Here is a 26,129-nt window from a genome sequence, read left to right on the forward strand (position 1 = left end):
GCTGACCCCGCGCGTGCCAACGCCCGCCACTCAGCAATCCCCGCAAGGACGCTCGCCGCCTCAATCTCCCGAGTACCATCCTATGTCCCTGCGTAAACTGAATATCGCGCCTCGAGCTTTCCTGGGTTTTGCCTTCATTGCCTTGCTCGTCATCGTGCTGGGTGTGTTTGCGGTGAATCGCATGTCGATCATTCGCCAGGCCTCGGTCGATATGGGCAGCACCCAACTGCCCAGCGTCGCCTTCCTGGGTAATGTCACCGAAAATATCCTGCGCATGCGCATTTTGTCGTTCCGGATTCTGGTTAACCGCGAGCCGGCCAGTTTGCAGGAGGCTGAAACCCGGATTGGCGTGCTCACCGACAAGGCGCGCAAGGCACAGGCCAGCTATGCCGAGTTGCCGGCGGTCCCGGACGAAGCCGCGCTATATAAAGTGTTCAGCGCAACGATGGACACATACATGCAAGCGCAGCGCGAGATGATGGACCTGTCGCGCCAGAACAAGGTGGATGAGATGCGCACCTTGATCAACACGCGGATCAAGGAAGGCACCGACCTGATGGGCGAACAGCTCAATAAACTGGTGGCCTACAACACTGACGGGGCGAAGGCTGCCGGTGTTATCGCTGAAGAAAACTACAACAGCGCCGTGAACGGAATCATTGCGGTGTCGGTGGTGGCGTCGCTCATGACCGTGCTGCTGGCCTGGCTGTTGACCCGCAGCATCGTCACGCCGCTCAATCGCGCCGTGCAGGCCGCCGAAACCATCGCCGGCGGTAACCTGAGCAAAGCCATCGAGATTGACGGCAAGGATGAACCGGCCCGTTTGCTCGGCGCCTTGTCCGTCATGCAGGCCAACCTGCGCAAAACCATCGAACAGATCGCCGGCTCCGCGACGCAACTGGGTGCCGCGGCTGAAGAGTTGAGTACCGTGACTCAGGAAGCGTCTCGCGGCCTGCAACAACAAAACAACGAAATCGAACAGGCTGCGACAGCAGTCAACGAAATGACCGCCGCCGTGGAAGAAGTCGCTCGCAACGCCGTGTCGACCTCCGAAGCTTCGAATCAGTCGACCCAGGCCGCGCGCGAAGGCCGCGACCGCGTGGTGGAAACCGTCGATGCGATCCAGACCATGACCCACGACGTGCAAAACACCTCGTTGATGATCGAAGGCCTGGCCGCTCAGGGTCGCGACATCGGCAAAGTGCTGGACGTGATCCGCGCCATCGCCGAGCAAACCAACCTGCTGGCCCTCAACGCTGCGATTGAAGCGGCCCGTGCCGGTGAAGCGGGACGGGGTTTTGCCGTGGTCGCGGACGAAGTCCGGGCCTTGGCCCATCGCACCGCGCAATCGACCCAGGAAATCGAAAAAATGGTAGCCGGCATCCAGAACGGCACGGGCGAAGCCGTCTCGTCGATGCAGCAAAGCAATCAACGCACCCAAAGCACGCTGGAGATGGCTCGCGCCGCCGGTGTGGCGCTGGAGCAAATCACGCAGTCGATTCACTTGATCAACGAACGCAACCTGGTGATCGCCAGCGCGTCGGAAGAACAGGCCCAGGTGTCCCGCGAAGTCGACCGCAATCTGGTGAACATCCGCGACCTCGCCACCCAGTCCGCCGCCGGTGCCAATCAGACTAGCGCCGCAACGCATGAACTGTCGCGTCTGGCGGTGGATTTGAATGCGATGGTGGCGCGTTTCGTGATTTGAGATAGGGTTGAGTCTGGGAGTCCGCGCGCGACAGGAGAAACACATGCGCTATTCAGCCTTGACCCAACGAATCGCCGGCGACGGAGCGGCAGCCTGGCAGATTCATGACCGAGCGCTGGAAATGCGCGAGCAAGGAATCGATGTGCTGCTGCTGTCGATCGGCGATCCGGATTTCGACACGCCGCCGCCCATCGTCCAGGCGGCCATCGACAGCTTGCGGGCCGGCGACACGCATTACCCGGAGGTGCGCGGCAGTCGCGGATTGCGCAGCAGCATCGCGCGGCGCCATCGACAGCGCAGTGGTCAGACGGTGGACGCCGATCATGTGATCGTGTTTCCAGGGGCGCAGTGCGCAGTGTATTCGGTCGCGCAATGCCTGCTCGATCCGGGTGATGAGGTGATCGTCGCCGAGCCGATGTACGTGACCTACGAAGGCGTGTTCGGCGCCTGCGCCGCCAAAGTGGTGCCGGTGGCGGTGCGGCCGGAGAACGGCTTTCGCGTTGATCCGGCGGATGTGGCGGCGCTGATCACGCCGAAGACCCGGGTCCTGTTGCTCAACAGCCCCAACAATCCTTCCGGCGCCAGCCTGTCCTTGAAAACCTGGCAAGCGCTGGCGGCGTTGTGCGTGCGCCATGATCTGTGGTTGATCAGTGACGAGGTCTATAGTGATCTGTTGTTTGAGGGTGAACACGTCAGCCCGGCGAGCCTGCCGGGCATGGCCGAACGCACCGCGACGATCAACAGCCTGTCCAAATCCCACGCCATGAGCGGCTGGCGCGTCGGTTGGTCGATCGGCCCGAAAATGCTGGCCGAGCACCTGGTGCATTTATCGTTGTGCATGCTGTTCGGCATCCCGGATTTTGTGCAGAAAGCCGCGCAAGTGGCGCTGGATGAAGACTTGCCGGAAGTGGCGCTGATGCGTGAGGAATATCGCCAGCGCCGCGATCTGGTGTGCGCCAGGTTGAGTGGTTGCCCAGGGATTCGCCCGATCCGGCCGGATGGCGGGATGTTTGTGATGGTGGATGTACGTTTGACCGGGTTGTGCGCTCAAGGCTTCGCCGAGCGCTTGCTGGAGGGTTACGGCGTGTCGGTGCTTGCCGGAGAGGCGTTCGGACCGAGTGCGGCGGGGCATATCCGGATCGGGTTGGTGGTGGATCAAGTGAAACTGGCGGATGCGTGCCGGCGGATTGCGTTGTGTGCGGCGGACCTTCTGGAGGCCCGGCGAGCCTGATAGCTTTGTGTTGTTTGTGCTGGCCCCTTCGCGGGCAAGCCTCGCTCCTACACTGGAGTTGTGGTGTTCACAAAATCCCTGTAGGAGCGAGGCTTGCCCGCGAAGGCTGCCTAACAGACGACAAAAATCTTACGCCTCGGGCCACGCCCCAACATTCACCAAATTTGCAGGCCGCTCCCCAGCCAACGCAGCCAGCAGATTATCCACCGCACACCCTGCCATCGCCTCCCGCGTCTCTGCGCGCCGGCCTTGAGGATCGACGGCAGCCACAACACGAAACCGTAGACCCCAATGCTCCAGCAGAAAAACTGCAACGCGAGGATGATCACCTTCGGCGAGCGGAAGGCTTCAGCGTAGTTCTTCACCGCTTTAATGCCGACCTGTTCGGCGGCGAGGGCGCTTTCCAGGTCCTGCTTCTCCTGGTCAGTCAGCCACTTGGCCTGTGCCGGACGATCATCCGCCAGACGCCACCAGATAAACGCCCACAGCACCGCCGGCAAACCTTCAATGATGAACATCCAGCGCCAGCTGAAATGCTGCACCAGGTAACCCGACACCACCGACATCCAGAGCATGGTCACCGGGTTGCCGAGGATCAGAAAAGTGTTGGCCCGCGAGCGTTCGGCACGGGTGAACCAGTGGCACAGGTACACCAGCATCGCCGGCATCACCGCGGCTTCGACCACGCCGAGCATGAAGCGAATGACGATCAGCCAATAGGCGTTGGACACGATGCCGGTCAACGTGGCGAGCCCGCCCCAGAGGATCAGGCTGACGAAAATCAGCTTCTTCACGCTGTGCTTCTGCGCATAGATCGCACCCGGCACCTGGAAGAAAAAGTAACCGAGGAAGAACAGTGCGCCGAGCATCGACGACAGGCCCGGGGTGATCATCAGGTCGGCGGCCATCCCGGAGGCGGCAGCGAACCCGTAATTGGCGCGGTCCAGATACGCCAGGCTGTAGGTGATGAAGACGATGGGCATGATGTACCACCAGCGGCGGGCGGCGAGTGATGCGGTTTTCATGATGGTGCTCCTGAGCTTGTTGTTTTTGTCGCAGCAGGTAACGGGTTACAAATCTTCAGTGACTGTGCGGGCCTCATCGCGAGCAGGCTCACTCCCACATTGGATCTAGGTCAAACACAAATCCCCTGTGGGAGTGACGGTGCGACGATTCGACCTGCTCGCGATGGCGGACTCAAACTCGACGGACATTTCAAGCCGGGTCGGCAACCCCTCCATATCCCCCCGACTCTGCACCGCACGGCTGCCAATCCAGTTGGCCCGCTGCACGGCATCGGCAAAGCTGTGGTTTTCCAGCAACGCGCTGATCATGCCGACGGCAAATCCATCGCCAGCCCCAACCGTGTCGACCACCGTTGCCACCGGCACGCCCGCGACGAACCCCTCATCCTGATACGTGCGGTAATACGCGCCATGCGGCCCGAGCTTGATGGCCACCGCTTCTGCACCCTGATCGAGATAAAACGCCGCGATATCCGCGGGGTCTTCAAACCCCGTCAGCAAGCGGCCTTCGCTCAACCCAGGCAACACTCAATGGGCGAGGGCGGCTAGGCGATTGATTTCGCTGATCATCAGCTGCTCGCTGGCCCACAGGCTCGGGCGCAGGTTCGGGTCGAAAGACACGCTGCGCCTGGCATTGCGCATGCGGGTCATCAGTTCAACAGACATTTCCCGGGCAGACGCCGACAGCGCCGCAGGAATACCGGTGGCGTGCAAATGCCGAGCGTTGAGCAATGACGGGGAGATCGACTGCACCGACAAATGACTGGCCGCCGAACCGCGACGGAAATACTCGACCGCCGGATCGCTGCCATCCTCGGTGCGGGACTTGAGCTGCAACCCGGTCGGGTGCACCGGGTCGATTGCGACATGACTGCAGTCCAGGCCTTCTTTTTCCAAAGTGTCTACGACAAACCGCCCCAGCGAATCGGCACCCACCCGGCTCAACCACGCCACGTTGAAACCCAGCCGCGACAGGCCGATCGCGACGTTGCTGTCGGCCCCGGCAATGCGCTTGTGAAATTGGCTGACGGACGCCAGGTCACCGTTCTGTTCGGCGACAAACATCGCCATGGTTTCGCCGAACGAGAGGATATCGAACTCAGGCATGAGCATGCTCCAGGCGGGATTGGCCGAGGCGGGCGAGGGTGGCCACGTGGTCGGTGGTCAACTGCACCAAGTCATCGCCTTGCAGCGGATACTCCACCGCCCGCATAACGCCTTGGGCCATGTGCCGCAGCAGTTGTTCCCACAGATGTACGTCACTGGCAGCCGGCGGGACGGTGACCAGTTTGCCGTCGGCCCGGCGTGCAACGGCTTTGCAATGCACGTAGCCAACATGCCGGCCGAGCAACCGCGCAGCGCTGGCGGCGGACTGGTCCTGCCATTGCCAGTTGCCGATATCGAAGGTCATTTTGATCGGCAGGTTGTGCTGCTCGACTTCGCCAGAAGCGTTGAAACGGCTCGATACGGCCGCCGTGCAAGGTCTGGTCGTTTTCCACCAGCAGCTGCACCGGGCTTTGCGCGAGGATTCGGTTCAAGGCCTGGAGATCGTTGTTGTCGGTGAAGTAACCCAGGGAGACTTTCAGCCATTTGGCGCCGAAGGTTTCGGCGCGCCGGAGGGTGATGAGCAATTCAGGATTGGGTTTCGATTGACCGGCGAGCCACAATTCCATTGGCGACGAATAGATGCTTTCCAGACCTTGGGATTGAGTAGCGTCGGCCAGTTGCAGCGGGTCTTCATCGGTGAGCAGCTCTTCGCGCCATTCAATGTGTGTGGCGCTGGCTGCAGCCAACACGGCGGTAAAACTGCCTTGGCCGCGTTGGCGTACCAGGTCGGCGCCGTAGCTCGACAGGCTGATGGAGACGGGTGGTTTATTCATTGTTTTGCACCTCTGAAACCGGTTTCATTTTTGTTCAAAAAAAATGGCTGCTTAAATTATGTGGGGCTTTTAAGGGCCTCTTCGCGGGCAAGCCTCGCTCCTACAGGGGTATGCGGTGCTCTTGTAGGAGCGAGGCTTGCCCGCGAAGGCGTCCTCAAACTGCAACACGCAACGCGGTCGACCCACGCACCACCAACCGCGCCGCAAAATCCATCGTCCGCACCGGCCCGTCATCTCCGCGCAACCGCTTGAGCAAACACTCAAACGCACTCGCGCCAATCTCCGCCGTCGGCTGGGCAAGCGCCGTGATCCCGCTGCCCACCAGCGGATACCAATCCAGATCATCCAGCGCGATCACCCCGACATCCTCAAACAGATTGCACTGCAACTCACGCAAGGAATGGGTAGCGGCCAGCGCCGCAATGCCATTGGCACAGAACAGCGCTTTCGGCCCCGAGCCAGGTGTGTCGAGGAAGGTTTTCAGCTGCGCAGTCAAATCACTACCGGTTTCCACCACTGCGCCGGTCAGCGCCGGACGCTGCCCGATCTGCGCCTTGAAACTGCTGACCCGCTCAATCCGCGAACTGGTGCCGTCAAACGGTTCAGTCACCATCAGCACATCGCAATAACCGCGCTCCTGAAAATGGGCGATGGCCATTTCCACGGCGGCCGGGTTGTCCAGACCGACCAGATCACTTTCAAGCTGCTCGACCTTGCGATCCACCAGCACCATCGGCATTTCCCGGTGCAGTTCACGCAACTCATCGCGGTGGTGGCCAAGGGTGTTCACGATCAAGCCTTCGATGTTGTACGAACGCAGCAACGCCAGATGCTGGCGCTCCTGCTCGTCATCGCGATCGGTGTTGCACACCACCAGGCTGTAACCGTGCTGGCGGCAGGCGGTTTCCACCCCGTGCATCACGGCTATCGAATAAGGGTTACGGATATCGGCCACCAGCATGCCGATCAGGCGAGTGCGCCCTCGCTTCAAGCCGCGGGCCATCTGGTTGGGTCGGTAGCCGAGTTGGGCAATCGCCTGCTCGATGCGCAGGGCAATGGCATCGGAGAGCAGGGCGCGGTCGTCACCGATGAAGCGCGAGACGCTGGCTTTGGACACACCGGCGTGTTCGGCGACGTCGAGCATGGTGACGCGGCTGCGTTGGGCGGCGGAGAAATCGTTCATGGGCGACCTTGTTATTGGAATAGTTCTCACGAAACGAGTCGTGAAACCGGTTTCAGAGAGCACCATTCCATCAAGACCGTCAAGGCTACTGTAGGGCAGATGTTTAAGAATAACCGACGAACGGTCGTGATGCCTGTCAGATCTGACAGTAGCCACGTTGTCGCTATGGGTGCCTAATTTATCTCACCACTTACTTTTGCTTCAGGGCGATCAGCTATGGCTCGACAGGGATCTAAATACACATATTTCAGCGTGCCTTCGACCTTTGACCCGCCGAAGGTAATTGGAGTCGCCGATTCAGAAGATGATCCTGAGGGTTACATTCCTTTTGAATTATTAGCCGAGGGAATCGATGTTGTCGTGCCTCTTTGGCAGGACCCGGTAACAATACCGGGCGAGGTAGACACTCTGCGTGTTTTCTTTGATCAGCCAGGCCACCCATTAGTAAAGGTAGAGAAATTTTATGGTCCAGAAGATATCAGGCCTGAGTTTATTGTTCATATCGGCCCAGAGCATTTACGAACTAATGGTCCCGGAAATTTGTGGTATGAACAAACCAATCCTGTTGGCAACCCGGCGCGCTCTTTTCAAAGAACGCTGACTGTCGACCACACCCCGGTAAACAAGGACCTGCCGGTGGCAACCTTTCCCCATGCCAATGCCTATAGCTATTTAAATTGCAGTACTCAGCCACCCATCTGGGAAGGGGTGACGGTGAAGATTCCGCCACTGACGGGATTTAAAGCTGGAGATCGTTGCGTAGTGACATGGAGAGCTTACGCCACTCTAAATGGAAGCGGTATACAATTTAGACGCGCCTTCAAACAAATAACGCGAGCGAATCTGAGTGAGCAGGATATTCGGGAGGGGTTCTTGGAAGTTGTCGCGCCCTACGATATTCATATCAAGCCGATGGTAATTAATGCATCCGCGCTTGTTAATTATCGTGTATACCGCGGCACAAGGTTGCTAGGCCAATCGAAAACAGGACTGGTAAGGGTCGACCGGATTATCTCAGGCGAGGAAGTTCCATGCGGGCCTTGAGCACGTATGGAAATAATGCAGTGAAGAAGCATACGAAGAGGCCTAAACCTTCTTGGAGTCGTATCGCAATCAATTGTGAAGCACGGAGACGATAAAAATGAACGCGATAGTTGAAAAGGCTAAGTTATCCCGACAAAATGTTTTGTTAAGCCGTTATCGGAAGTCCGATGGTGTTTTTGCTGACCCTCCTCCCGCCGTCACTATTACAGAACAGACATTGCTCCCCGATCTACGGATCCCCGTGGCAAAGCTTACTGCACCTCTTGAATATACAATCCCGCAACCTACAGATCCTGAAGACGCCGACGATGAATACGAGGTGGAAATTCGCAAAAAAGGAGCTACGGCCTGGGAAAAACTTGTACCTTTGACACTGCTAGGGCCTATTGCCAATCGAGTATGGCCTTTAAAACTTTATATTCCGGTGACACACCTCGTGGAGGACCGTGACCCCGAAACGCCGACGGAATATGAAGTTCGTTATATTTATTTATACGCTGGAGCAAACCCAGGTACTTCTTTAATTGCGACTTACGCCATTGACCGGACGGCGCCGTATAGAATCAAGGAACCTGCTTCCAACCGATCCCCTGGCGCGGCTTCATTTCCTATTGACCTACCCCCGGCTGCTCCTATCGATGAGGAGTACATCGGTAATAATCCAACCGGCATCACAATCAAGGCCGCATCGTATGGCACCGCTTATCTCCCCACTGACCGGATTAAGGTTTTCTGGGGTGCAGCCCCTGATGTAGAGCGCGACCCGCCTGTGTTTGAAGACCTGTTGCCATCAACTTATGAAGTCACCATACCCATTAACGTGTTCGTAAATTCTGCGGAGGGTTACAACGTCTGTGTGTATGTTGTTACGGATGCGGCAGGCAACATCAGTAAAAAATCCAGTCCCAGTTCTCGCGAAATCAGGCGTCTTACTGATCCCACCGTATTTGCAAAACCCGTGGTGCCCTTGGCGAATGGCGAAGATGGCGATGGCCTGATTGACTTGGCTGACTGTGCGCTGGGGGTCGATGCTGTCATTGATGTACCAACACCCAATGCAGGTTCTGACACAATCCAGGTATTTTGGGGGATAGAATCTCTTGGCGAGAAGAGAGTAGATCAAAGTGTCGGCGGTAAGTTGACTTGGGAGGGTGTTGATTTCGCTATAATTAAAAAAGTATATGGCGACACCGATGGTGACGAAAAAACAAATATCAGTTATGCGATGTTCAGGGGGGCGCGTCACATCGGCGGCAATAACGATGATATTAATGTCAATATTTATTACCCTGGTCCGACAAATCCGAATGAGCCGGATCCGGTCAACCCTGTCTTGACTGCTCCTACACTAGAAACTGAAGACGGATCGACCGATGAAATATTGGAGTCGGATTTCGGCAAAGATGCAACGATTACATTTACCCTGTTTACCTTGCCAGTCACTCAGGAAGGCTGGTTCATTAAAATATTATATGGAACTGCCCAAGTGGGGGATGTAATCCGCTTAAGTCCAGGGCAAGAAGGAACGGAGATCACACGAACACTTCCATGGGAAACAATTTTTGAGCAAAACAGCGGGACGAAGATTTTGCGGTGGGAACTGTCTGCTTTAGATAATCCCAACCCTGTAGTCTCTACTCCTAAAAATATCCCGGTCGCCGATTTTCCGATACAAACGCCGATGCCCCAAGTGCAAGGCCTTCAGGGCTCTGCGCGAAGGATCAGTTGCCCGACATTGAACTTTATACCACCAGGTGATGGCACCAATAGACGTAACCTCGCAGTTATTATCCCTAAAAGCACATACACGGTTGATGGTGAAACGATTACGTTGTCTTACGCGGCGTATACCAATACAAATCCTCCAATACTGGTTCCTGGTACGGAAACAACTGCAGATCTTTTGATTTCAGGCGTTTTTCCAAATGAAGGAAGTCTGATCCATATCGGTGTTTATGAGGATCATTTTAAACCGGCAAACCGTGCTAATGCAGTGCTCAGTTATACGATTACTCGGACAGGTACTACGGACACTCCGCCTTCGGCGGAAGCCATACATGAAATAGTGTTGACCAATGGCTCGGGGCAATACTGTGAGGAAGCGAATCCAATCCCAAGCCCATAATTATCAACGCTGTGCAGTGCGGCAAGACAGTTTTGTCGCACTGTTTCACTTCATTGTGAAATTAGATGTCTTAGGCCGACAAGGGTGTTTCGCCTTCAAAATGAGGATTAGTCCTACATAGCTCTACGTAATTCCACGCTAGCCTAGCACCCTTTGTTTGGCTGGCCTCCCTATTCGCGAGTGACAGCTATCCCGTTTAATCAAGCAGGTGTCTACTATGCGTAGCATGTATTCGTTTATCTCCAAGGGAGAGCTCTTTTACTTACCTTTGGTGATGTTTTTCACCCCGTTTTCCCTGGCAGCCCCCATTGTCGGGGGCAACGAAACCATTACCGGTGGCACACCGGAGCGCTGGGATCTCAGTTCGAGTGCCACATTAAATGTCAATGGTGCACAAACACTGTTCATCAACTCTGACAGTTCGACACTCAACGTGAATACCGGAAGTTCAACCCAACAAATTACAGCTCGCAATGGCTCCCTTGTTAATTTAAGCGGGGCGACAGTCTCAGGTGTTAGCGGTCCGGCGGCAGTCATGCTGAGTAACAGTCAAGCCACTATCGACAACAGCACCATTACCGGCAATCGCGTCGGGCTGCAGGTTGTGCGCGAGTTCAGTAGCCAGACCGGCTCCTCGGCAACCGTGAGTGGTAAAAGCACGATCAGTGGTGAGACCGGTGGGGCTCTGGTGAGTGGATTCAGCGAGTTGCACGTCACGGACTCAACGATTCAGGGCACCGGTGCTACCAGCTACGGGTTGAGACTTCTCAGCGGCCAGGCCAGCGCAACCGACAGCACCTTTGTCGGTAGACAGGAAGGGATAATTCTCGGGCTCGACACTTCGGCGATTCAACCCGTGATTCTGTCGTTGGTCAATACGACCGTGCAGGGGCACACCGGCTCCGCCATCCTCGTTGACTTCGCCAACGCCGGTTCTTCTACAGCCACCATTTCCCTCGATAACGCCCTTCTGTTGGCTGGCAACGAGACGCTGGTGGATGTCCGGGGCGGCGCAACGACTTCGGTAACCGTCAGCAACAGCACATTAACCGGCAACTTCGTCAATGAAGCGGGCAGCACCCTTGATCTGACGTTACAGCAAAACTCGTCGCTGACAGGTCGACTGGAAAATGTCTCCAGCGCGACGATCAACGACAGCGCCCGTTGGGTACTCGTAGAAGACAGTCAGATCAATAAATTGATGCTCAACGGCGGCACAGTTCGCTTCGGTGCGGATGACGCTTTTTATCAGTTGGATGTGGTTGAGCTTGCAGGTAATGGTCGATTCGAACTGGGCACGAATTTCGCCACCGGCCAGACCGACTTACTGAACGTTACCGGGACTGCCAGCGGTCGACATGAACTGTTGATCAGCAGCAGCGGTGTCGAACCCGCTGCCGGGCAACCCATTCGGGTGGTGCAGACGGCAGGCGGCGATGCGCAGTTCTTTGTCGACAGAGCCGTAGACCTCGGAACCTTTTCCTACAGTTTGGCGAAGAGTGGCGACGACTGGATTCTTGATCCGAGTACCCGTACGGTCAGTCCGGCCACACGCACGGTGAAGGCCTTGTTCAACACGGCGCCGACCGTGTGGTACGCCGAACTCATGTCGTTGCGTTCGCGCATGGGAGAGTTGCGCTTCAAGGGTGGGGACGCGGGCGCCTGGGGACGTACTTATGGCAATAAATACATTGTGTCTGATGGTTCAGGCGTCGGGTATCAGCAAACTCAGCGCGGCTTCACGTTGGGTGCCGATGCGCCGCTCCCGATTGGAAAAGGCAAATGGTTGGTGGGGATTATGGGGGGGCATAGCGATTCCGACCTGAACCTCAATGGCGGCACTTCGGGTACGGTCAGCAGTGACTACGTTGGTGCATACACTACCTGGATTCAGGCTGACAGCGGTTACTACTTTGACGGCGTGGTGAAGGTCAACCGCTTCCGTAATGATGCAAAGGTCGGTATGAGCGATGGCAGCAGAGCTAAAGGTGACTATGACTCTATGGGCGCAGGCGGCTCTATCGAGTTCGGTCGAAACATAAAGATTGCCGGGGGCTACTTCCTCGAACCTTATACCAAATGGTCAGCTGTCGTTATTCAGGGCAAAACCTTTTCGCTGGATAATGACCTGCAAGCGGAGGGCGACCGCACGCGCTCATTGTTGGGAGAGGCGGGGATGACCGCAGGACGCAATTTCATTCTGAAAAGCGGAATGCAAGTGCAACCCTATGTGCGCGCCGCGTTGGCTCACGAATTCGTAACAAATAATGAAGTCAGAGTTAACAACTATGTGTTTGACAACGACCTGTCCGGATCAAGGGGGGAGCTGGCCGCTGGTGTCGTTCTAGCACTGAATAACAGCCTGCAAATGCACATGGATGTTGATTACAGCAACGGTAAAAATATCGAGCGACCGATGGGTGCAAGTATTGGTCTTCGATACGGTTTTTAAAAATGTGAGTTGTAGTAATAAAAAAAGGAAGCCAAGGCTTCCTTTTTTAAGTGAGGGTATTCTTCATGCCGCTAGGCAGCCCGAGCGATACCGTTAGTGGTGCCAATAATCGCACCATTGGATTTCGCGACAAACGTAACATCAATAGTTAGCTTTTTTTTGTCGTCATCATCATCGTCGTTTTCTACGACTACATTAGTCAGCGTGCCAGATAAAACACCTGTAGCGTCATCATATGCAAGATCTGCTGTTCCACTGACTTGCGTATAGATAACCGGGCTTGCCTGATCACTATAATCCACGAACGATAACCGCACCTCATGGGATTGCGGCGTTATGACATAGGAGCCGTCGTTCAACCCCTGGGTGAAGGACAGATTTAGTTCCTTGGTGATGTAAGACGGTGCGGGGCCGCGTTGCCGGGCCAACATAACATGTGCTGCGCCATGGGGGGAGGGTGTAATTAGTTTTGTGTAAACGGTCATTTGGCAGGAGACTGCCTACCCCAAGGAAATCCAATGACCGAGTCAAAACCCAAGCGAGCCAAACGAGTCAAGCCTGATCCTGAGCTGGTTAAACTGGCCGACAGTCTGTTGGCCAATTACAAAAAGCCCGAAGATCTCATCGGCGAAAACGGCCTGCTCAAACAGCTCACCAAGATGCTGGTCGAGCGGGCCCTTGAAGCCGAGATGACCGAACACCTGGGGCACGACAAAAGCGCGACGATCACCAACACCGCCGCCAATGCGCGCAACGGTCACAGCGGTAAAACCCTGAAGGGCGACTTCGGCGAACTGCCGCTCGACATCCCTCGCGACCGGCAGGCGTCCTTCGAGCCGCAGTTGGTGGCCAAGCATCAAACCCGCTGGACGGGCTTCGATGACAAAGTCATCTCGCTGTACGCTCGCGGTTTGAGTGTCAGAGAAATTCAGGCGCACTTGCAGGAAATGTACGGCACCGAGGTCTCTCCCAGCCTGATCTCGGCGATTACCGACGCGGTGAGTGATGAGGTCAAACTCTGGCAGGCGCGGCCGCTGGACGCGCTGTACCCGATCCTCTATCTGGACTGCATTCACGTCAAAGTGCGCGATGCCGGCGCCGTGCGCAACAAGGCGGTTTATCTGGCCATCGGCGTCAACATGGCGGGTCACAAAGAGGTGCTGGGCTTGTGGATCGCTCAAACCGAAGGCGCAAAATTCTGGCTGCAAGTGGTGACCGAACTCAAGAATCGGGGCGTGCAGGACATCTTCATCGCCTGCGTGGACGGCCTCAAAGGCTTCCCTGAGGCGATTGAAACGGTTTACCCAAAAGCCGTCGTTCAGCTGTGCATCGTGCACATGGTGCGCAACAGTTTGAACTTCGTATCGTGGAAACGGCAGAAGGAAGTCGCGGCTGACCTCAAGCTGATTTACACCTCGGCCACCGCCGAGCTGGCTGAGCAACGGCTCTGCGAATTTGAAGCCAAATGGGACGCCGAGTACCAATCGATCAGCCTGTCATGGCGACGAAACTGGGCTCGGGTGATTCCGTTTTTTGACTATCCAGCCGAAATTCGCAAGGTGATCTACACCACCAATGCCATCGAATCGATCAACATGAGTCTGCGTAAAGTGATCAAAACGCGTGCGTCATTTCCGACCGACGAGGCGGTGATGAAGCTGTTTTATCTGGCGCTGAACAACATCAGCAAAAAGTGGACAATGCCGATCCGGGACTGGAAAGCGGCTTTGAATCGCTTCAGTATCCAGTTTGAAGATCGGCTGTTAACGGTTTAATAGAAATCCCGTTTACACAAAATCAGGGACACCCTCCATGGGGGGGCGGAAAGGTTAGCGCCTTGAGCTCTACCAAGCTCGCGCTAAATGGCACTCCACTCCCAATTGTTCCGCGACAGCTACCGGTCTTTACACTTTGCCTGCTTCTATTTGTGAGCATGTTCATTAATTCGGTCTCCACAGTCATGACGAGAGGTATCCAGGTAAATACAACTTCCGGGATATTCTATAAAAGCGCTTATAGCTCGGCCTTGTAAACTGTCATACATGACAGTTTACAAATCGGCAGGAATGTGATTTTTCTGCGTGTTGACAGACTGTGCTCCAGCTATCCAATCAAAAAACTCAACCAGGCCGATCCTCCCAGTGCCAATCCCATTGATCGGTTGAAACATTGAATCTCGTGGGGCGAGCGAATCCACCGTTGAGTGCCCACGGCAAGCATTGCCCAAAGACACAGACAGGGCAGGGCTACCAGGAAAAATATGACACTCAGAGTCAGCACGCTGGTTAAAAGGTCGGCACCTTTGGCGGCAAACACACTGACGACCGTCATGGCCATCATCCAGGTCTTGGGATTGATCCATTGCAAGCTCGCGGCAGTCCACGCACCAGCACGCTGTTGATTGCTTTGGCTGGAAACGGTTCGTTCACGGGCTGAATGAAATATCTGCCAAGCCAGATAACTCAGCCAAATGGCACCAAGCCAATGCAGGATGCCTTGCAAAGCTGGAAAACGGTTGAGGAACTCACCGATGCCACAACCCGCCAACAGAACGATGAATGCAGCACTGGCGCAGGCGGCCAAGATGAGGGGCAGCGTGGCTTTGAAGCCATACCGGGCGCTGTTGTTCAACACCAGAATATTGGTCGGCCCCGGCGTGATCGAGGCAACAAAAGCAAACAGCAAGAAAGGTAACAGCGTGGGGACAGTGGACGGCATGGAAGCGGCTCCGTAAATGATTCAGGAGTCGATCCTCACAATATCTGCCTCAAGCGTCTGGAACATTTGAGCAGCGCTTGCGGTACAGCGCTGGCGTCAACCCATAAGCCCGGACGAACCAGCGCCCCAAGTGACTTTGATCGGCAAAACCCAACTCCATCGCCACTGCCGCCGGTTGCGCGCCGCTGGCGAGCATTCGCCGAGCCTTGGACAGGCGCAGTTGCACCAGATAGGCGTGGGGCGCTAGCCCATAGGCCGCCTTGAACGCACGGGTCAGGCGGAAGCGGTCGACGCCTGTTGCAGCGGCGAGCTGGTCAAGGCCGATGTCGTATTGAGCGTTGGCGTGCAGGTACTCCCGAGCCCTCTGGGCCACCAGCGGCAGACGCGGGTCTTCGCCATAGCGGGTGCGCCAGTGCAGGTGACTGGTCAAACGCTCCAGCAAACCGTCGAGCGCCGTCTCGCGCACGATCTTCAGTTCGCCGCCATGCAAGGTTTCAAATGCCAGACAGGTAGTCCGGGCCAGTCCAGGGTCGCTGGTCAGGGTGTTGGCGAAACTCAACTGACCGTTGAGCGGTGCGTTTTCAAACAGACCGCTCAATTCGCGCTCCAGCCACAACGGGTCGATGTAAAGCATCCGATAGGTGAAGCCGCCTTCAGTGGGGGCTTCACCGTCATGGATGTCCCCCGGCTCGAGCAAAAACACTTTTCCCGGCGTGCTCTGGTGCCTGGCACGCCGACAATTGAACTGCTGGACACCTTGCTCGGTCACGCCCACCAGGTAGCTGTCATGCCAGTGCGGATCGTAAGCGTGACCCTCGAAATGCGCGCGCAGGGGCTCGATGCCGGTGTCGCCGTCCTGGACCAAATCGAGCCAATTGTGAGTGGTCATGCTGCACCTGCGAGACGGATTGCCGATTTATTTAACGCCCGCGCCGGGAATAATGACTAGAACGTTTGTGCAACGGTTAGCCAAACAACCCTGCAGCGATGTTGATCGAGAACCCCAGAATCGCCGTATTGAACAGAAAACCGATCAGTGATTGCGCCAGCACAATCTTGCGCATGCTCCGTGTCGCCACGCCCACATCCGAAGTTTGCACCGCCACGCCGATGGTGAAAGAGAAATACAGAAAGTCCCAGTAATTGGGGGTTTCCAGACCTTCAGCAAAGCGCAACGCCAGGTCTTCACCGTCCCAGGTGTAGAACAGACGGGCGTAATGCACGCTGAAAATCACCCCAATCAGCAACCATGACCCGATCACCGTCAGCGCAGTGGAGCCGTAGCGCAGCAATTTGCTCGCGGTTTCCAGCTCCTTGCTCCCGGCGAGTTCGAAGGTGATGGTGCCGAGGCTGGCCAGTGCTGCAATGCACACCACCAGCAACACCAACCCGGCGTTTTCGTCTTCGACCTCGGCAATGCGTTTCACGTCGGGCGCCTTGGCGCGTGCGGCAAGCCAGAACATCAGGATCAGGTAAGTCCAGACCCCGACATTCCAGCCAATGAGGATTTTACTGATGACCGAATCGGCCGGAGCCAGAATGCCTGCCGCGACACCCAGGGTGGCGGCGGCGGACAGGCGAGGGTGGGTGCGGGCGAGGAAGGGCATGAGTGCTCGATGGGCCGGGGTTATGCAAACACCTTAGCCCAGCGTCATGCGTTGTGGCCATAACGTTCAGGCCGACGATAGACACTGTAGGAGCGAGGCTTGCCCGCGAAGAGGGAATGTCAGTCGACCTCCAGGCTGAATGTAACGGCCTCTTCGCGGGCAAGCCTCGCTCCTACAAGGGATGTGTGTTGTTTAGGTGACTTTATGGCGTTTGCGGACCAGCTTCATCACCACCACAAAAAACACCGGCACAAACACCACCGCCAGCGTCGCCGTGATCATTCCGCCAATCACCCCCGTACCGATCGCTTGCTGGCTGGCCGAACTGGCGCCCGTGGCAATCGCCAACGGCACCACGCCTAGAATGAACGCCAGCGACGTCATCACAATCGGCCGCAGTCGCAGGCGCGCGGCTTGCAGTGTGGCGTCGATCAAGTCATGGCCTTCGTCGTACAGGCTCTTGGCAAATTCGATGATCAGGATCGCGTTCTTCGCCGACAGGCCAATGATGGTGATCAGCCCGACCTTGAAGAACACGTCGTTGGGCATTCCGCGAAGCGTTACCGCCAGCACGGCGCCGAGCACACCCAGCGGCACCACCAGCAACACCGAGGTCGGAATCGACCAGCTTTCATACAACGCCGCCAGACACAGGAACACGATCAACAGCGACAACCCGAGCAGAATCGGCGCCTGGGTGCCGGACAAACGTTCCTGCAAAGACAGCCCGGTCCATTCCTGACCCAACCCGGCAGGCCCCAGCGCAACCAGCCGCTCGATCTCCGCCATGGCTTCCCCGGTGCTGTGACCGGGCGACGGCTCGCCGGAAATGCTGATCGCCGGATAGCCGTTGTAACGCGTCAACTGCGCCGGGCCCTGGGTCCATTTCGCCTGGACAAACGCCGATAACGGCACCATTTTTCCGGCATCGTTACGCACGTGGATCTTTAGCAGATCGGCCACCTGACTGCGCTGATCGCCTTCGGCCTGAACCACCACCCGCTGCATCCGCCCCTGATTGGGGAAGTCGTTGATGTAGGCCGAACCGACCGCCGTGGACAGCACGTTGCCAATGTCGGCAAAGGACACGCCCAGCGCGTTGGCCTGTTTGCGGTCGACTTCCAGTTGCACTTGCGGCGCTTCGGCCAGCGCGCTTTCGCGCACGTTCATCAGGATCGGGCTTTTCTCGGCTGCGGCGAGTAAATCGCTGCGCGCTTTCATTAGTGTGGCATGACCGAGGCCGCCACGGTCCTGCAAGCGGAACTCGAAACCGCTGGAGGTGCCGAGACCGTCAACCGGCGGCGGCAGCACCGAGAAGGCCACGGCTTCCTTGATCTGGCTCAGCGCGATGTTGGCACGGTCGGCAATCGAGCTCGCCGAGTCGTCGCTGCCCCGATCCGACCAGTCCTTCAGCGTGGTAAATGCCAGCGCGGCGTTCTGTCCGCTGCCGGAAAAACTGAAACCGAGGATCACCGTGCTGTCGCCAACGCCCGGTTCAGTGGCGTTGTGGGCTTCAATTTGCTCCACGACCTGCACCGTGCGGTTTTTGCTCGCCCCCGGTGGTAGCTGAATGTCGGTGATGGTGTAGCCCTGATCCTCAACCGGCAGGAACGAGGACGGCAGGCGACTGAAGCACAGGCCCAGACCGATCAGCAGCACGCCGTAGATCAGCAGATAACGACCGGTGCGTTTCAGCGCATAGGCGACCCAGCCTTGATAACGCGCGGTCAATCGTTCGAAACCACGGTTGAACCAGCCGAAGAAACCGCATTTTTCGTGATGCTCGCCCTTGGCAATCGGCTTGAGCAGCGTTGCGCACAACGCCGGGGTCAAGGTCAGCGCCAGGAACGCCGAGAACAGGATCGAAGTGGCCATCGACAGCGAGAACTGGCGGTAAATCACCCCGACCGAACCCTGCATGAACGCCATTGGAATAAATACCGCCACCAGCACCAGAGTGATGCCGATGATCGCCCCGGTAATCTGCTTCATAGCCTTGCGCGTCGCCTCTTTGGGCGACAGGCCCTCGGTGGCCATGATCCGTTCGACGTTTTCCACCACCACGATGGCGTCGTCCACCAGAATGCCGATGGCCAGCACCATGCCGAACATGGTCAGCACGTTGATCGAGAAGCCCAGCGCGAGCATGGTCGCAAACGTGCCCATTAGCGCCACCGGCACCACCAGCGTCGGGATCAGCGTGTAGCGGATGTTCTGCAGGAACAGGAACATCACCGCAAACACCAGCAGCATCGCTTCACCGAGGGTGTAAACCACTTTTGTGATCGATACTTTGACGAAAGGCGAGGTGTCGTATGGGATCTTGTATTCCACGCCCGCCGGGAAATAGCGCGCCAGTTCATCCATCTTCGCTCGCACCAGGGTCGCGGTGCTCAGCGCATTGGCCCCCGGCGCCAACTGCACGCTGACGGCGGTGGAAGGCTTGCCGTTCAGGCGCGTGCCGAACTGGTATTGCTCGCTGCCGATCTCGACCCGCGCCACGTCCTTGATGCGCACACTGGAACCGTCGGGATTGGCCTTGAGGACAATGTCAGCGAACTCTTCCGGCGTCGACAATTGGCCTTTCACCAGAATCGTCGCGGTGATTTCCTGCGTGGTGCGCGTCGGCAAGTCGCCGATGCTGCCGGCCGAGACTTGAGCGTTCTGCGCGACGATGGCGGCGTTGACGTCGGCCGGCGTCAGGTTGAAACCGATCAGCTTCTGCGGGTCGATCCAAATGCGCATCGCCCGTTCGGCGCCGTATAACTGGGCCTTGCCGACACCGTCCAGACGCTTGATCTCGTTCATCACGTTGCGCGCCAGGTAATCACTGAGCGCCACATCGTCGAGCTTGCCGTCGCTGGAAGTCAGGGTGATCAACAACAGGAAACCGGCGGAGACTTTCTCCACCTGCAAGCCTTGCTGATTGACCGCTTGCGGCAGGCGCGACTCCACCACTTTCAGACGGTTTTGCACGTCGACCTGGGCCATCTCCGGGTTGGTACCCGGCTGAAAAGTGGCTTTGATGGTGGCGCTGCCGAGGCTGCTTTGCGATTCGAAATACAGCAGGTGATCGGCGCCGTTGAGCTCTTCCTCGATCAGGCTGACCACGCTTTCATCGATGGTTTGAGCCGAGGCGCCGGGGTACACGGCATAGATTTCGATCTGCGGCGGAGCGACGTCTGGGTATTGCGCCACCGGCAACTGTGGAATGGCCAGCGCACCGGCCAGCAGAATGAACAGGGCAACCACCCAGGCGAATACCGGGCGATCGATAAAGAACTGCGGCATAAAAAGCGTCCTGCTTACTGACCAGAAACCTGGGCAAGTGGAAGAGGGGTGTTGTCGATCTGGACTTTTTCACCGGGCTTGGCATGTTGCAGGCCTTCAGTGACGATGCGGTCGCCAGGTTTGAGGCCTGTGGTGACGATCCAGCGATCATTCTGCACGGCGCCCAGTTCTACCGGTTGCTGGCCGATGCGCTGCTCGGCGTCGAGCACCAACACCTGGGCAACACCGGCGCTGTCACGCTGAATGGCCCGTTGCGGCACGCTGATGCCTTGCTGATTGACCGCTTGCTCCAGGCGTACACGAACGAAGCTGCCCGGCAGCAAGTCGAGGTCCGGGTTGGGGAATTCGCTGCGCACGATGATCTGGCCGGTGCCCGGGTCGACAGTGATGTCGGTGAACAGCAACTTGCCCGGCAGCGGGTAGAGGCTGCCGTCATCCTGAATCAGCGTGGCTTTGGCCTGACCCTGACCCACTTCCTTTAACTGGCCCGAACGGAAGGCGCGGCGCAGGTCGTTGAGTTCGCGGGTCGATTGGGTCAGGTCGGCGTGAATCGGATTCAGCTGCTGAATCAGTGCCAGCGGCGTGGTTTCGTTCTGCCCGACCAGCGCCCCTTCGGTGACCAGCGCACGGCCGATGCGTCCGGAAATCGGCGCAGTGACGGTGGCGTAACCGAGGTTGAGTTTCGCCCGATCCACGGCGGCTTTGCTGGCAGCGACATCGGCGGCGGTTTGCCGGGCACTGGCCCGGGCGTTGTCGTAATCCTGGCCGCTGATGGCGTTGCCTTCGATCAACTGGGCATAACGCTGTTCTTGCAGCTTTGCCTGAAACGCATTGGCTTCAGCCTTGCGCAGCGCGGCTTCGGCGCTGTCCAGGTCTGCCTTGAACGGTGCCGGGTCGATACGGAACAGCACATCGCCTTTTTTCACGTCGCTGCCTTCACGAAAGGCGCGTTGCAACACGACGCCGGCAACCCGGGCGCGGACTTCGGCAATCCGTGGCGCAGCAATACGCCCGCTCAACTCGCTGGTGATCGACAGGGGCCTGGCTTCGACGGTTTCAACGCGGACCGTGGCCAGAGGCGCCTGTTCTTCGGCGCTCGAGGACTTGTCACAAGCGCTCAGCGTCAACGCCAGAGCCACCAGGCTGAGCTTGGCAAGCAGGTTCTTTGACATGTAAATACCCCAATAATGACTGCCCGCATCCTACGGGGAGGCGAGGAGAGTAGCGGTGAAGCTTTGTTGGTGCTGTGTGAAATTGTGTAAGGGTTTTACTCATAGGCGTACAGGGGCGTATATCCTTGGCGACCGCTTCGCGGGCAAGCCTCGCTCCTACAGGTCATGCGCCAGTTTCGAAATAACGCATTTACTGTAGGAGCGAGGCTTGCCCGCGAAGAAGCCCTAAAGGTCGCCACTGCACTTTCTGGAAACACCCCATGCCCAACATCCTCCTGGTCGAAGACGACACCGCGCTCTCCGAACTGATTGCCAGCTACCTGGAACGCAATGGCTATTGCGTCAGTGTGATCAGCCGTGGCGACCACGTGCGCGAGCGGGCCCGGGTCAATCCGCCGGACCTGGTGATCCTCGATCTGATGCTGCCGGGGCTCGATGGCCTGCAAGTCTGCCGCTTGCTACGGGCGGATTCGGCCACGCTGCCGATCCTGATGCTGACCGCCCGGGACGACAGCCACGACCAGGTGCTGGGCCTGGAAATGGGCGCCGACGATTACGTCACCAAACCCTGCGAGCCCCGTGTGCTGCTGGCCCGCGTGCGCACGCTATTGCGCCGCAGCAGCCTCAGCGAACCGCAGACCGCCAACGACCGCATCCTCATGGGCAACCTGTGCATCGACCTGTCGGAGCGCACCGTGACCTGGCGCGAACAACTCGTCGAGCTGTCCAGCGGTGAATACAACCTGCTGGTGGTGCTGGCCCGGCATGCCGGCGAAGTGCTGAGCCGCGACCAGATCCTGCAACGCCTGCGCGGCATCGAATTCAACGGCACCGACCGCTCGGTGGACGTGGCGATTTCCAAGTTGCGGCGCAAGTTCGACGACCACGCGGGCGAGGCGCGCAAGATCAAAACCGTGTGGGGCAAGGGCTACTTGTTCAGCCGTTCCGAGTGGGAATGCTGAGAGATGTTCAGGATCCTGTTTCGCCTGTACCTGGTGACCATTGTCTCGTTCAGCGCGGCGATTTACCTGGTGCCGGACCTGGTGATCAAGGTTTTTCATGAGCGGTTTGTCACCTACAACCTCGATTATTCGCGCGGGCTGCAAACCCTGATCGTCAAACAGTTCCGCGCCGTGCCCGAAGCGCAATGGCCGGCGCTGGCGAGCGAGATGGACAAGGAATTCTCCCCGCTGCACATCGTCCTGACCGGCAACGACGACCCTGATTTCACCCTCGATGAACAAGAACGTTTGCAGCGCGACGAGAAGGTCGTGCGCATCGGCGACTGGGGCTGGCGCACCCTGGCAGTGGCTCCTTTGAACAAGACGACGGTCGTGCAAATGGTCGTGCCGCCGGACCCGATGGACGTCAGCCTGTTGTACTGGAGCATCAACGTGCTGATCGGGGCGACCATGCTCGCCTGCCTGTTGCTGTGGCTACGCCCGCACTGGCGTGACCTGGAACGCCTCAAAGGCGCCGCCGAGCGTTTCGGCAAAGGCCACCTCGGCGAGCGCACACAGATTTCCCCGCATTCCAACATCGGCAGCCTGGCCAACGTCTTCGACACCATGGCCGGCGACATCGAAAACCTGCTCAACCAGCAGCGCGACCTGCTCAACGCCGTCTCCCACGAACTGCGCACACCGCTCACGCGCCTGGATTTCGGCCTGGCCCTGGCGCTGTCCGACGACTTACCGGCCGCCAGTCGCGAGCGGCTTTTAGGGCTGGTCGCGCACATCCGTGAACTGGATGAGTTGGTGCTGGAACTGCTGTCCTACAGCCGATTGCAGAACCCGGTGCGCTCGCCGGAACAGGTCGAAGTGTCGCTGGATGAGTTCATCGACAGCATTCTGGGCAGCGTCGATGAAGAGCTCGATTCTCCCGAAATCGTGATCGACGTGCTGCTGCATGGCCAACTTGAACGCTTTGTGCTGGACCCGCGACTGACGGCTCGCGCGATTCAGAACCTGTTGCGCAATGCCATGCGCTATTGCGAGAAGCGCATTCAGATTGGCGTTCAGGTGTGCGCGAAGGGGTGTGAGATCTGGGTCGATGACGACGGTATCGGCATTCCCGATGACGAGCGGGAGCGGATCTTTGAACCGTTTTATCGGTTGGACCGCAGCCGTGACCGGGCCACAGGAGGGTTTGGTCTGGGGCTGGCGATCAGTCGTCGAGCGCTGGAAGCGCAGGGCGGGACACTGACCGTGGAGCCTTCACCGTTGGGTGGCGCGCGCTTCCGGTTGTGGCTGCCCACCTCAACCTGACGCACTCTGTGTAGCAGCTGCCGAGCCTGCGAGGCTGCGTCCGGCTGCGAAGCAGTCGCAAAATCAGGCAACCGGTTCTATCAGGAAAACCGCGTGTACCGGATTGGCGAGTGCTCCGCACTCGAACGCAGCCTCGCAGGCTCGACAGCTGCTACAACGTTAGTGGCAGCCTTACGCGCTAAGCCGGCTGCGCAACAACTTCGCCATGCTCTCCAATTCCGCCGCCGGGTTATGCCCGATCAGCATCCACGCATGTTCCATGTCCGCCCAATACACCACATTCATCTCGTGCCGAATCTCATGGGCGAAATGCCGGCTGCCGCTGTTGGAACGCTTGGCGCACAAGGCAATCGGACCATGGGCCGGATCCAGATAAGTTATCTGCGCGATAGGCATGCCGTCGTATTCGAGGATTTGCGCGCGCTTCAATTCGGACCGTGGCAGGGCCAGTTGCGCAGGCGTCAGGCTCAGGCCCAGACGCGCGTCGATGGTGCGCAACTGCGCCCGTTGCGAAGCTTCATCGACGGGCAAGTGTTCCAGGGTTTGCGGCACGTACAGCGACATATAGTCGGCGACCAGTCCGCGCCAGTTGCTCTTTTGCTGGCTCGATTGCCAGCCAAGGAACAATCGATCCGCCACCACACCGCTTACCACCAGGCTTGCGGCAGCGGCGAGAAACCAGCGTCGATTCAGTGCCGGGCGTTCAGGTGAAGGCAAGGTGTCGAGCATCGATTGCAAGCGGTCGACGGGCGCTTGTTGAGTCAGTTCGTCGTAGGCTTCCTTGAACGGCAGGCTGCTGCGGGCAAGCCATTGCAGGCGCAGGTTAAGTGTCGAGTCTTCGGCAATGGCCGTGTCGATGCGGGTGCGCTGGTCGACATCAAGTTGATCGTCGAGGTACGCCACCAGTTGCTCGTCCGAAGGTGTCGCGTGTTCGTTCATCGACGTTCTCCCGTAAAAGGGTTCGGTACTGTGTGCAATGGCGGGTATTCGGCCAGCTTCACCCGGGCGGCGGCGAGGCGGCTCATGACGGTGCCGATGGGCACTTGCAGCACCTCGGCGACCTCGCGATACGACAGGCCTTCGACGTAAGCCAGGTAAACCGTTTCGCGCTGCGCCTCGGGCAGGGCGTCGACGCGGCGGATGACCTGGGCGGCGAGTACATGGGTCTGCGCCACGGACTCTCCGTCAAACGACAACTGGCTCTCGGCATCGATCAGACCCTGACCCTGGCGCACCCGCCGGGCGCGCACTTCGTTGAGCCAGATCGAATGCAGAATGCTCAACAGCCAGCGGTCCATGCGGGTGCCGGGGACAAACTGCCCGGCACGCTCAAGCGCGCGAACGCAGGTGGCTTGCACCAGGTCTTCGGCCACATGCCGTTGCCGGGACAGCAGCAGGCCGTAACGCCATAAACGCGCCAAATGCTGGCCCAGCTCTGCCCGTATTGCCTCATCGCTGGCGATGGCGACCTCCGTCTGTTCGGGGTGTCAGGTTTTCGATGAATCGTTGATGGCTTCGGCCAGGTCCTGGTATTCCTCGCACGTGCTGCCACAGATCGATTTGATCTGCTGCAACTGCTCTTGCGCCAGGTCCAGTCGACCTTTGACCACGTAAGCTTCGCCGAGGTATTCACGCACTTGCGCATACTGCGGATGGAGTTTGACCGATTGCAGGTAATATCCGATGCCTTCGTCGGTGCGCCCCAGTTTACGCGTGGCGTAGCCACGATAGTTCAGGGCCTTGGCAGTATTCGGATTCTTGAGTGTGTCGAGCAGCGCCAATGCTTCTTCGTAACGACCGTCCTTGGCCAGGCGATAAGCGTAGTCGGTGCGGTCGGCGTCCGGGACCAGGCTGCTGGTTTGCATGACGCACTTCTGCGACTGGGTGTCGAACACCTGCCCTTTGGGGCAGTCAGGCTTGGCCGGGGCATCATCGTCGCCATCGGCCAGGACCAGCGAACTGGACAGGGCAACGGCGAGCAGCAACGGGGCAGTGAAAACAGCAAAACGGAGAGTCATGAACGATGCTCCACGGGTTAATTCGTTCCAGTTTAAACCACGCCCCGGCAGCATCCGGCGCAAGCTGTTGTCGCGTGGGCCGTAATTACCGCATGCAGGCCGCCGAAGACCGAACCCTTGCTTTATCGAACGTCAGCAACGTTGGAACAGATTGCTCACGGACAATACTCATGGGGCGCTGAAAGGAGAACACCGCAGCGTGAACAATTATTCATTTCCTTCTGACGATAATTGCAGGGAAAGCTCAAATCGAAACGCATGCTCGACAGCACTCGACCAGTTGCAGGCGTTGATTGCCGGGGAGCCTGAATTGCGCGGGAAGGAGGTGGTGACGGTGCCTTATGAAACGGTGGCGTTTGTGGCGGTGAAGGGCCGTTGAATCGGCGGTGCGACAGGGGACTTTTGAAC

18 protein-coding genes and 5 pseudogenes are annotated in these 26,129 nt (G+C 58.0%); 9 read left to right on the plus strand and 14 right to left on the minus strand.

Translation table 11 applies throughout. The features are described from left to right. Positions 1–82 precede the first annotated feature (82 nt). Both ACYZTM_RS29155 and ACYZTM_RS29160 read left to right on the plus strand, forming a co-directional pair. On the plus strand, positions 83–1,708 hold the full coding sequence (locus ACYZTM_RS29155; protein WP_461986134.1) for a methyl-accepting chemotaxis protein: 1,626 nt from the start codon (positions 83–85) through the stop codon (positions 1,706–1,708). A 43-nt stretch (positions 1,709–1,751) separates the two neighbouring features. Beyond that, complete coding sequence (locus tag ACYZTM_RS29160) at positions 1,752–2,939, plus strand: pyridoxal phosphate-dependent aminotransferase (RefSeq protein WP_461986136.1); 1,188 nt, start codon at positions 1,752–1,754, stop codon at positions 2,937–2,939. A gap of 129 nt (positions 2,940–3,068) precedes the next feature. Here ACYZTM_RS29160 and ACYZTM_RS29165 read toward each other — a convergent pair. From ACYZTM_RS29165 to ACYZTM_RS29185, 5 genes and pseudogenes are all read right to left on the minus strand, one after another. Continuing rightward, positions 3,069–3,179: pseudogene (locus ACYZTM_RS29165) on the minus strand (bifunctional glyoxylate/hydroxypyruvate reductase B); the annotation flags it as partial. After that, a pseudogene (locus ACYZTM_RS29170) lies at positions 3,179–3,964 on the minus strand (MFS transporter); the annotation flags it as partial. The pseudogenes ACYZTM_RS29170 and ACYZTM_RS29165, both read right to left, overlap by 1 nt. Positions 3,965–4,111: 147 nt before the next feature. After that, positions 4,112–5,071: pseudogene (locus ACYZTM_RS29175) on the minus strand (sugar kinase); the annotation flags it as partial. Continuing rightward, positions 5,064–5,844, minus strand: a pseudogene (locus ACYZTM_RS29180) (sugar phosphate isomerase/epimerase family protein). The pseudogenes ACYZTM_RS29180 and ACYZTM_RS29175, both read right to left, overlap by 8 nt. Positions 5,845–5,998: 154 nt before the next feature. Then, positions 5,999–7,027, minus strand: a complete 1,029-nt coding sequence (locus tag ACYZTM_RS29185) for a LacI family DNA-binding transcriptional regulator (RefSeq protein ID WP_461986138.1) — start codon at positions 7,025–7,027, stop codon at positions 5,999–6,001. Between the two features lie 216 nt (positions 7,028–7,243). Here ACYZTM_RS29185 and ACYZTM_RS29190 point away from each other — a divergent pair, with 216 nt between their 5' ends. The 3 genes from ACYZTM_RS29190 to ACYZTM_RS29200 all read left to right on the plus strand — a co-directional run bounded on the left by ACYZTM_RS29190 (position 7,244) and on the right by ACYZTM_RS29200 (position 12,648). Continuing rightward, the gene (locus tag ACYZTM_RS29190) at positions 7,244–8,071 is read left to right on the plus strand and encodes a hypothetical protein (RefSeq protein WP_461986140.1); all 828 of its coding nucleotides are present in this window, start codon (positions 7,244–7,246) and stop codon (positions 8,069–8,071) included. A gap of 97 nt (positions 8,072–8,168) precedes the next feature. Continuing rightward, positions 8,169–10,196 carry a hypothetical protein gene (locus tag ACYZTM_RS29195; protein WP_461986142.1) on the plus strand — a complete coding sequence of 676 codons (2,028 nt, stop codon included), beginning with the start codon at positions 8,169–8,171 and terminating at the stop codon, positions 10,194–10,196. A 217-nt stretch (positions 10,197–10,413) separates the two neighbouring features. Further along, on the plus strand, positions 10,414–12,648 hold the full coding sequence (locus tag ACYZTM_RS29200; RefSeq protein ID WP_461986144.1) for an autotransporter outer membrane beta-barrel domain-containing protein: 2,235 nt from the start codon (positions 10,414–10,416) through the stop codon (positions 12,646–12,648). A gap of 71 nt (positions 12,649–12,719) precedes the next feature. On the opposite strand, the gene ACYZTM_RS29205 is transcribed toward ACYZTM_RS29200, so the two are convergent. Next, positions 12,720–13,133 (minus strand): hypothetical protein, encoded by a 414-nt coding sequence (locus tag ACYZTM_RS29205; protein WP_461986145.1) that lies wholly within the window; start codon positions 13,131–13,133, stop codon positions 12,720–12,722. Positions 13,134–13,166: 33 nt separating this feature from the next. Between ACYZTM_RS29205 and ACYZTM_RS29210 the strand changes: the two genes are divergently transcribed. Next, on the plus strand, positions 13,167–14,423 hold the full coding sequence (locus tag ACYZTM_RS29210; protein ID WP_461964636.1) for an IS256 family transposase: 1,257 nt from the start codon (positions 13,167–13,169) through the stop codon (positions 14,421–14,423). 328 nt (positions 14,424–14,751) lie between these two features. On the opposite strand, the gene ACYZTM_RS29215 is transcribed toward ACYZTM_RS29210, so the two are convergent. The 5 genes from ACYZTM_RS29215 to ACYZTM_RS29235 all read right to left on the minus strand — a co-directional run bounded on the left by ACYZTM_RS29215 (position 14,752) and on the right by ACYZTM_RS29235 (position 21,436). Continuing rightward, positions 14,752–15,366, minus strand: coding sequence for a LysE family translocator (locus tag ACYZTM_RS29215; protein ID WP_461986147.1), 615 nt, complete (start codon positions 15,364–15,366; stop codon positions 14,752–14,754). Positions 15,367–15,415: 49 nt separating this feature from the next. Then, the gene (locus ACYZTM_RS29220) at positions 15,416–16,255 is read right to left on the minus strand and encodes an AraC family transcriptional regulator (RefSeq protein WP_131062120.1); all 840 of its coding nucleotides are present in this window, start codon (positions 16,253–16,255) and stop codon (positions 15,416–15,418) included. 76 nt (positions 16,256–16,331) lie between these two features. Continuing rightward, entirely contained in the window at positions 16,332–16,973 is a 642-nt protein-coding gene (locus tag ACYZTM_RS29225; protein ID WP_131062121.1) for a DUF1345 domain-containing protein, read from the minus strand. A gap of 192 nt (positions 16,974–17,165) precedes the next feature. Then, complete coding sequence (locus ACYZTM_RS29230; RefSeq protein ID WP_131062122.1) at positions 17,166–20,264, minus strand: efflux RND transporter permease subunit; 3,099 nt, start codon at positions 20,262–20,264, stop codon at positions 17,166–17,168. Positions 20,265–20,278: 14 nt separating this feature from the next. Next, on the minus strand, positions 20,279–21,436 hold the full coding sequence (locus ACYZTM_RS29235) for an efflux RND transporter periplasmic adaptor subunit (RefSeq protein ID WP_131062123.1): 1,158 nt from the start codon (positions 21,434–21,436) through the stop codon (positions 20,279–20,281). Between the two features lie 260 nt (positions 21,437–21,696). Between ACYZTM_RS29235 and ACYZTM_RS29240 the strand changes: the two genes are divergently transcribed. Both ACYZTM_RS29240 and ACYZTM_RS29245 read left to right on the plus strand, forming a co-directional pair. Next, positions 21,697–22,398, plus strand: a complete 702-nt coding sequence (locus tag ACYZTM_RS29240) for a response regulator (protein WP_109631796.1) — start codon at positions 21,697–21,699, stop codon at positions 22,396–22,398. Between the two features lie 3 nt (positions 22,399–22,401). After that, a complete protein-coding gene (locus ACYZTM_RS29245; RefSeq protein WP_131062124.1) occupies positions 22,402–23,703 on the plus strand; it encodes an ATP-binding protein in 1,302 nt (433 codons plus the stop codon). A 171-nt stretch (positions 23,704–23,874) separates the two neighbouring features. On the opposite strand, the gene ACYZTM_RS29250 is transcribed toward ACYZTM_RS29245, so the two are convergent. From ACYZTM_RS29250 to ACYZTM_RS29260, 3 genes are all read right to left on the minus strand, one after another. After that, positions 23,875–24,642: an anti-sigma factor family protein gene (locus ACYZTM_RS29250; protein WP_461986151.1), complete on the minus strand. Its 768-nt coding sequence runs from the start codon at positions 24,640–24,642 to the stop codon at positions 23,875–23,877. Next, positions 24,639–25,124 (minus strand): RNA polymerase sigma factor, encoded by a 486-nt coding sequence (locus tag ACYZTM_RS29255; protein ID WP_256656986.1) that lies wholly within the window; start codon positions 25,122–25,124, stop codon positions 24,639–24,641. The genes ACYZTM_RS29250 and ACYZTM_RS29255 overlap by 4 nt, the downstream gene beginning before the upstream one ends. Positions 25,125–25,190: 66 nt before the next feature. Next, positions 25,191–25,721 carry a tetratricopeptide repeat protein gene (locus ACYZTM_RS29260; protein WP_461986153.1) on the minus strand — a complete coding sequence of 177 codons (531 nt, stop codon included), beginning with the start codon at positions 25,719–25,721 and terminating at the stop codon, positions 25,191–25,193. 277 nt (positions 25,722–25,998) lie between these two features. Here ACYZTM_RS29260 and ACYZTM_RS29265 point away from each other — a divergent pair. Further along, positions 25,999–26,100, plus strand: a pseudogene (locus ACYZTM_RS29265) (class I SAM-dependent methyltransferase); the annotation flags it as partial. Positions 26,101–26,129 lie beyond the last annotated feature (29 nt).

The organism is Pseudomonas sp. MDT2-39-1 (assembly GCF_054898085.1).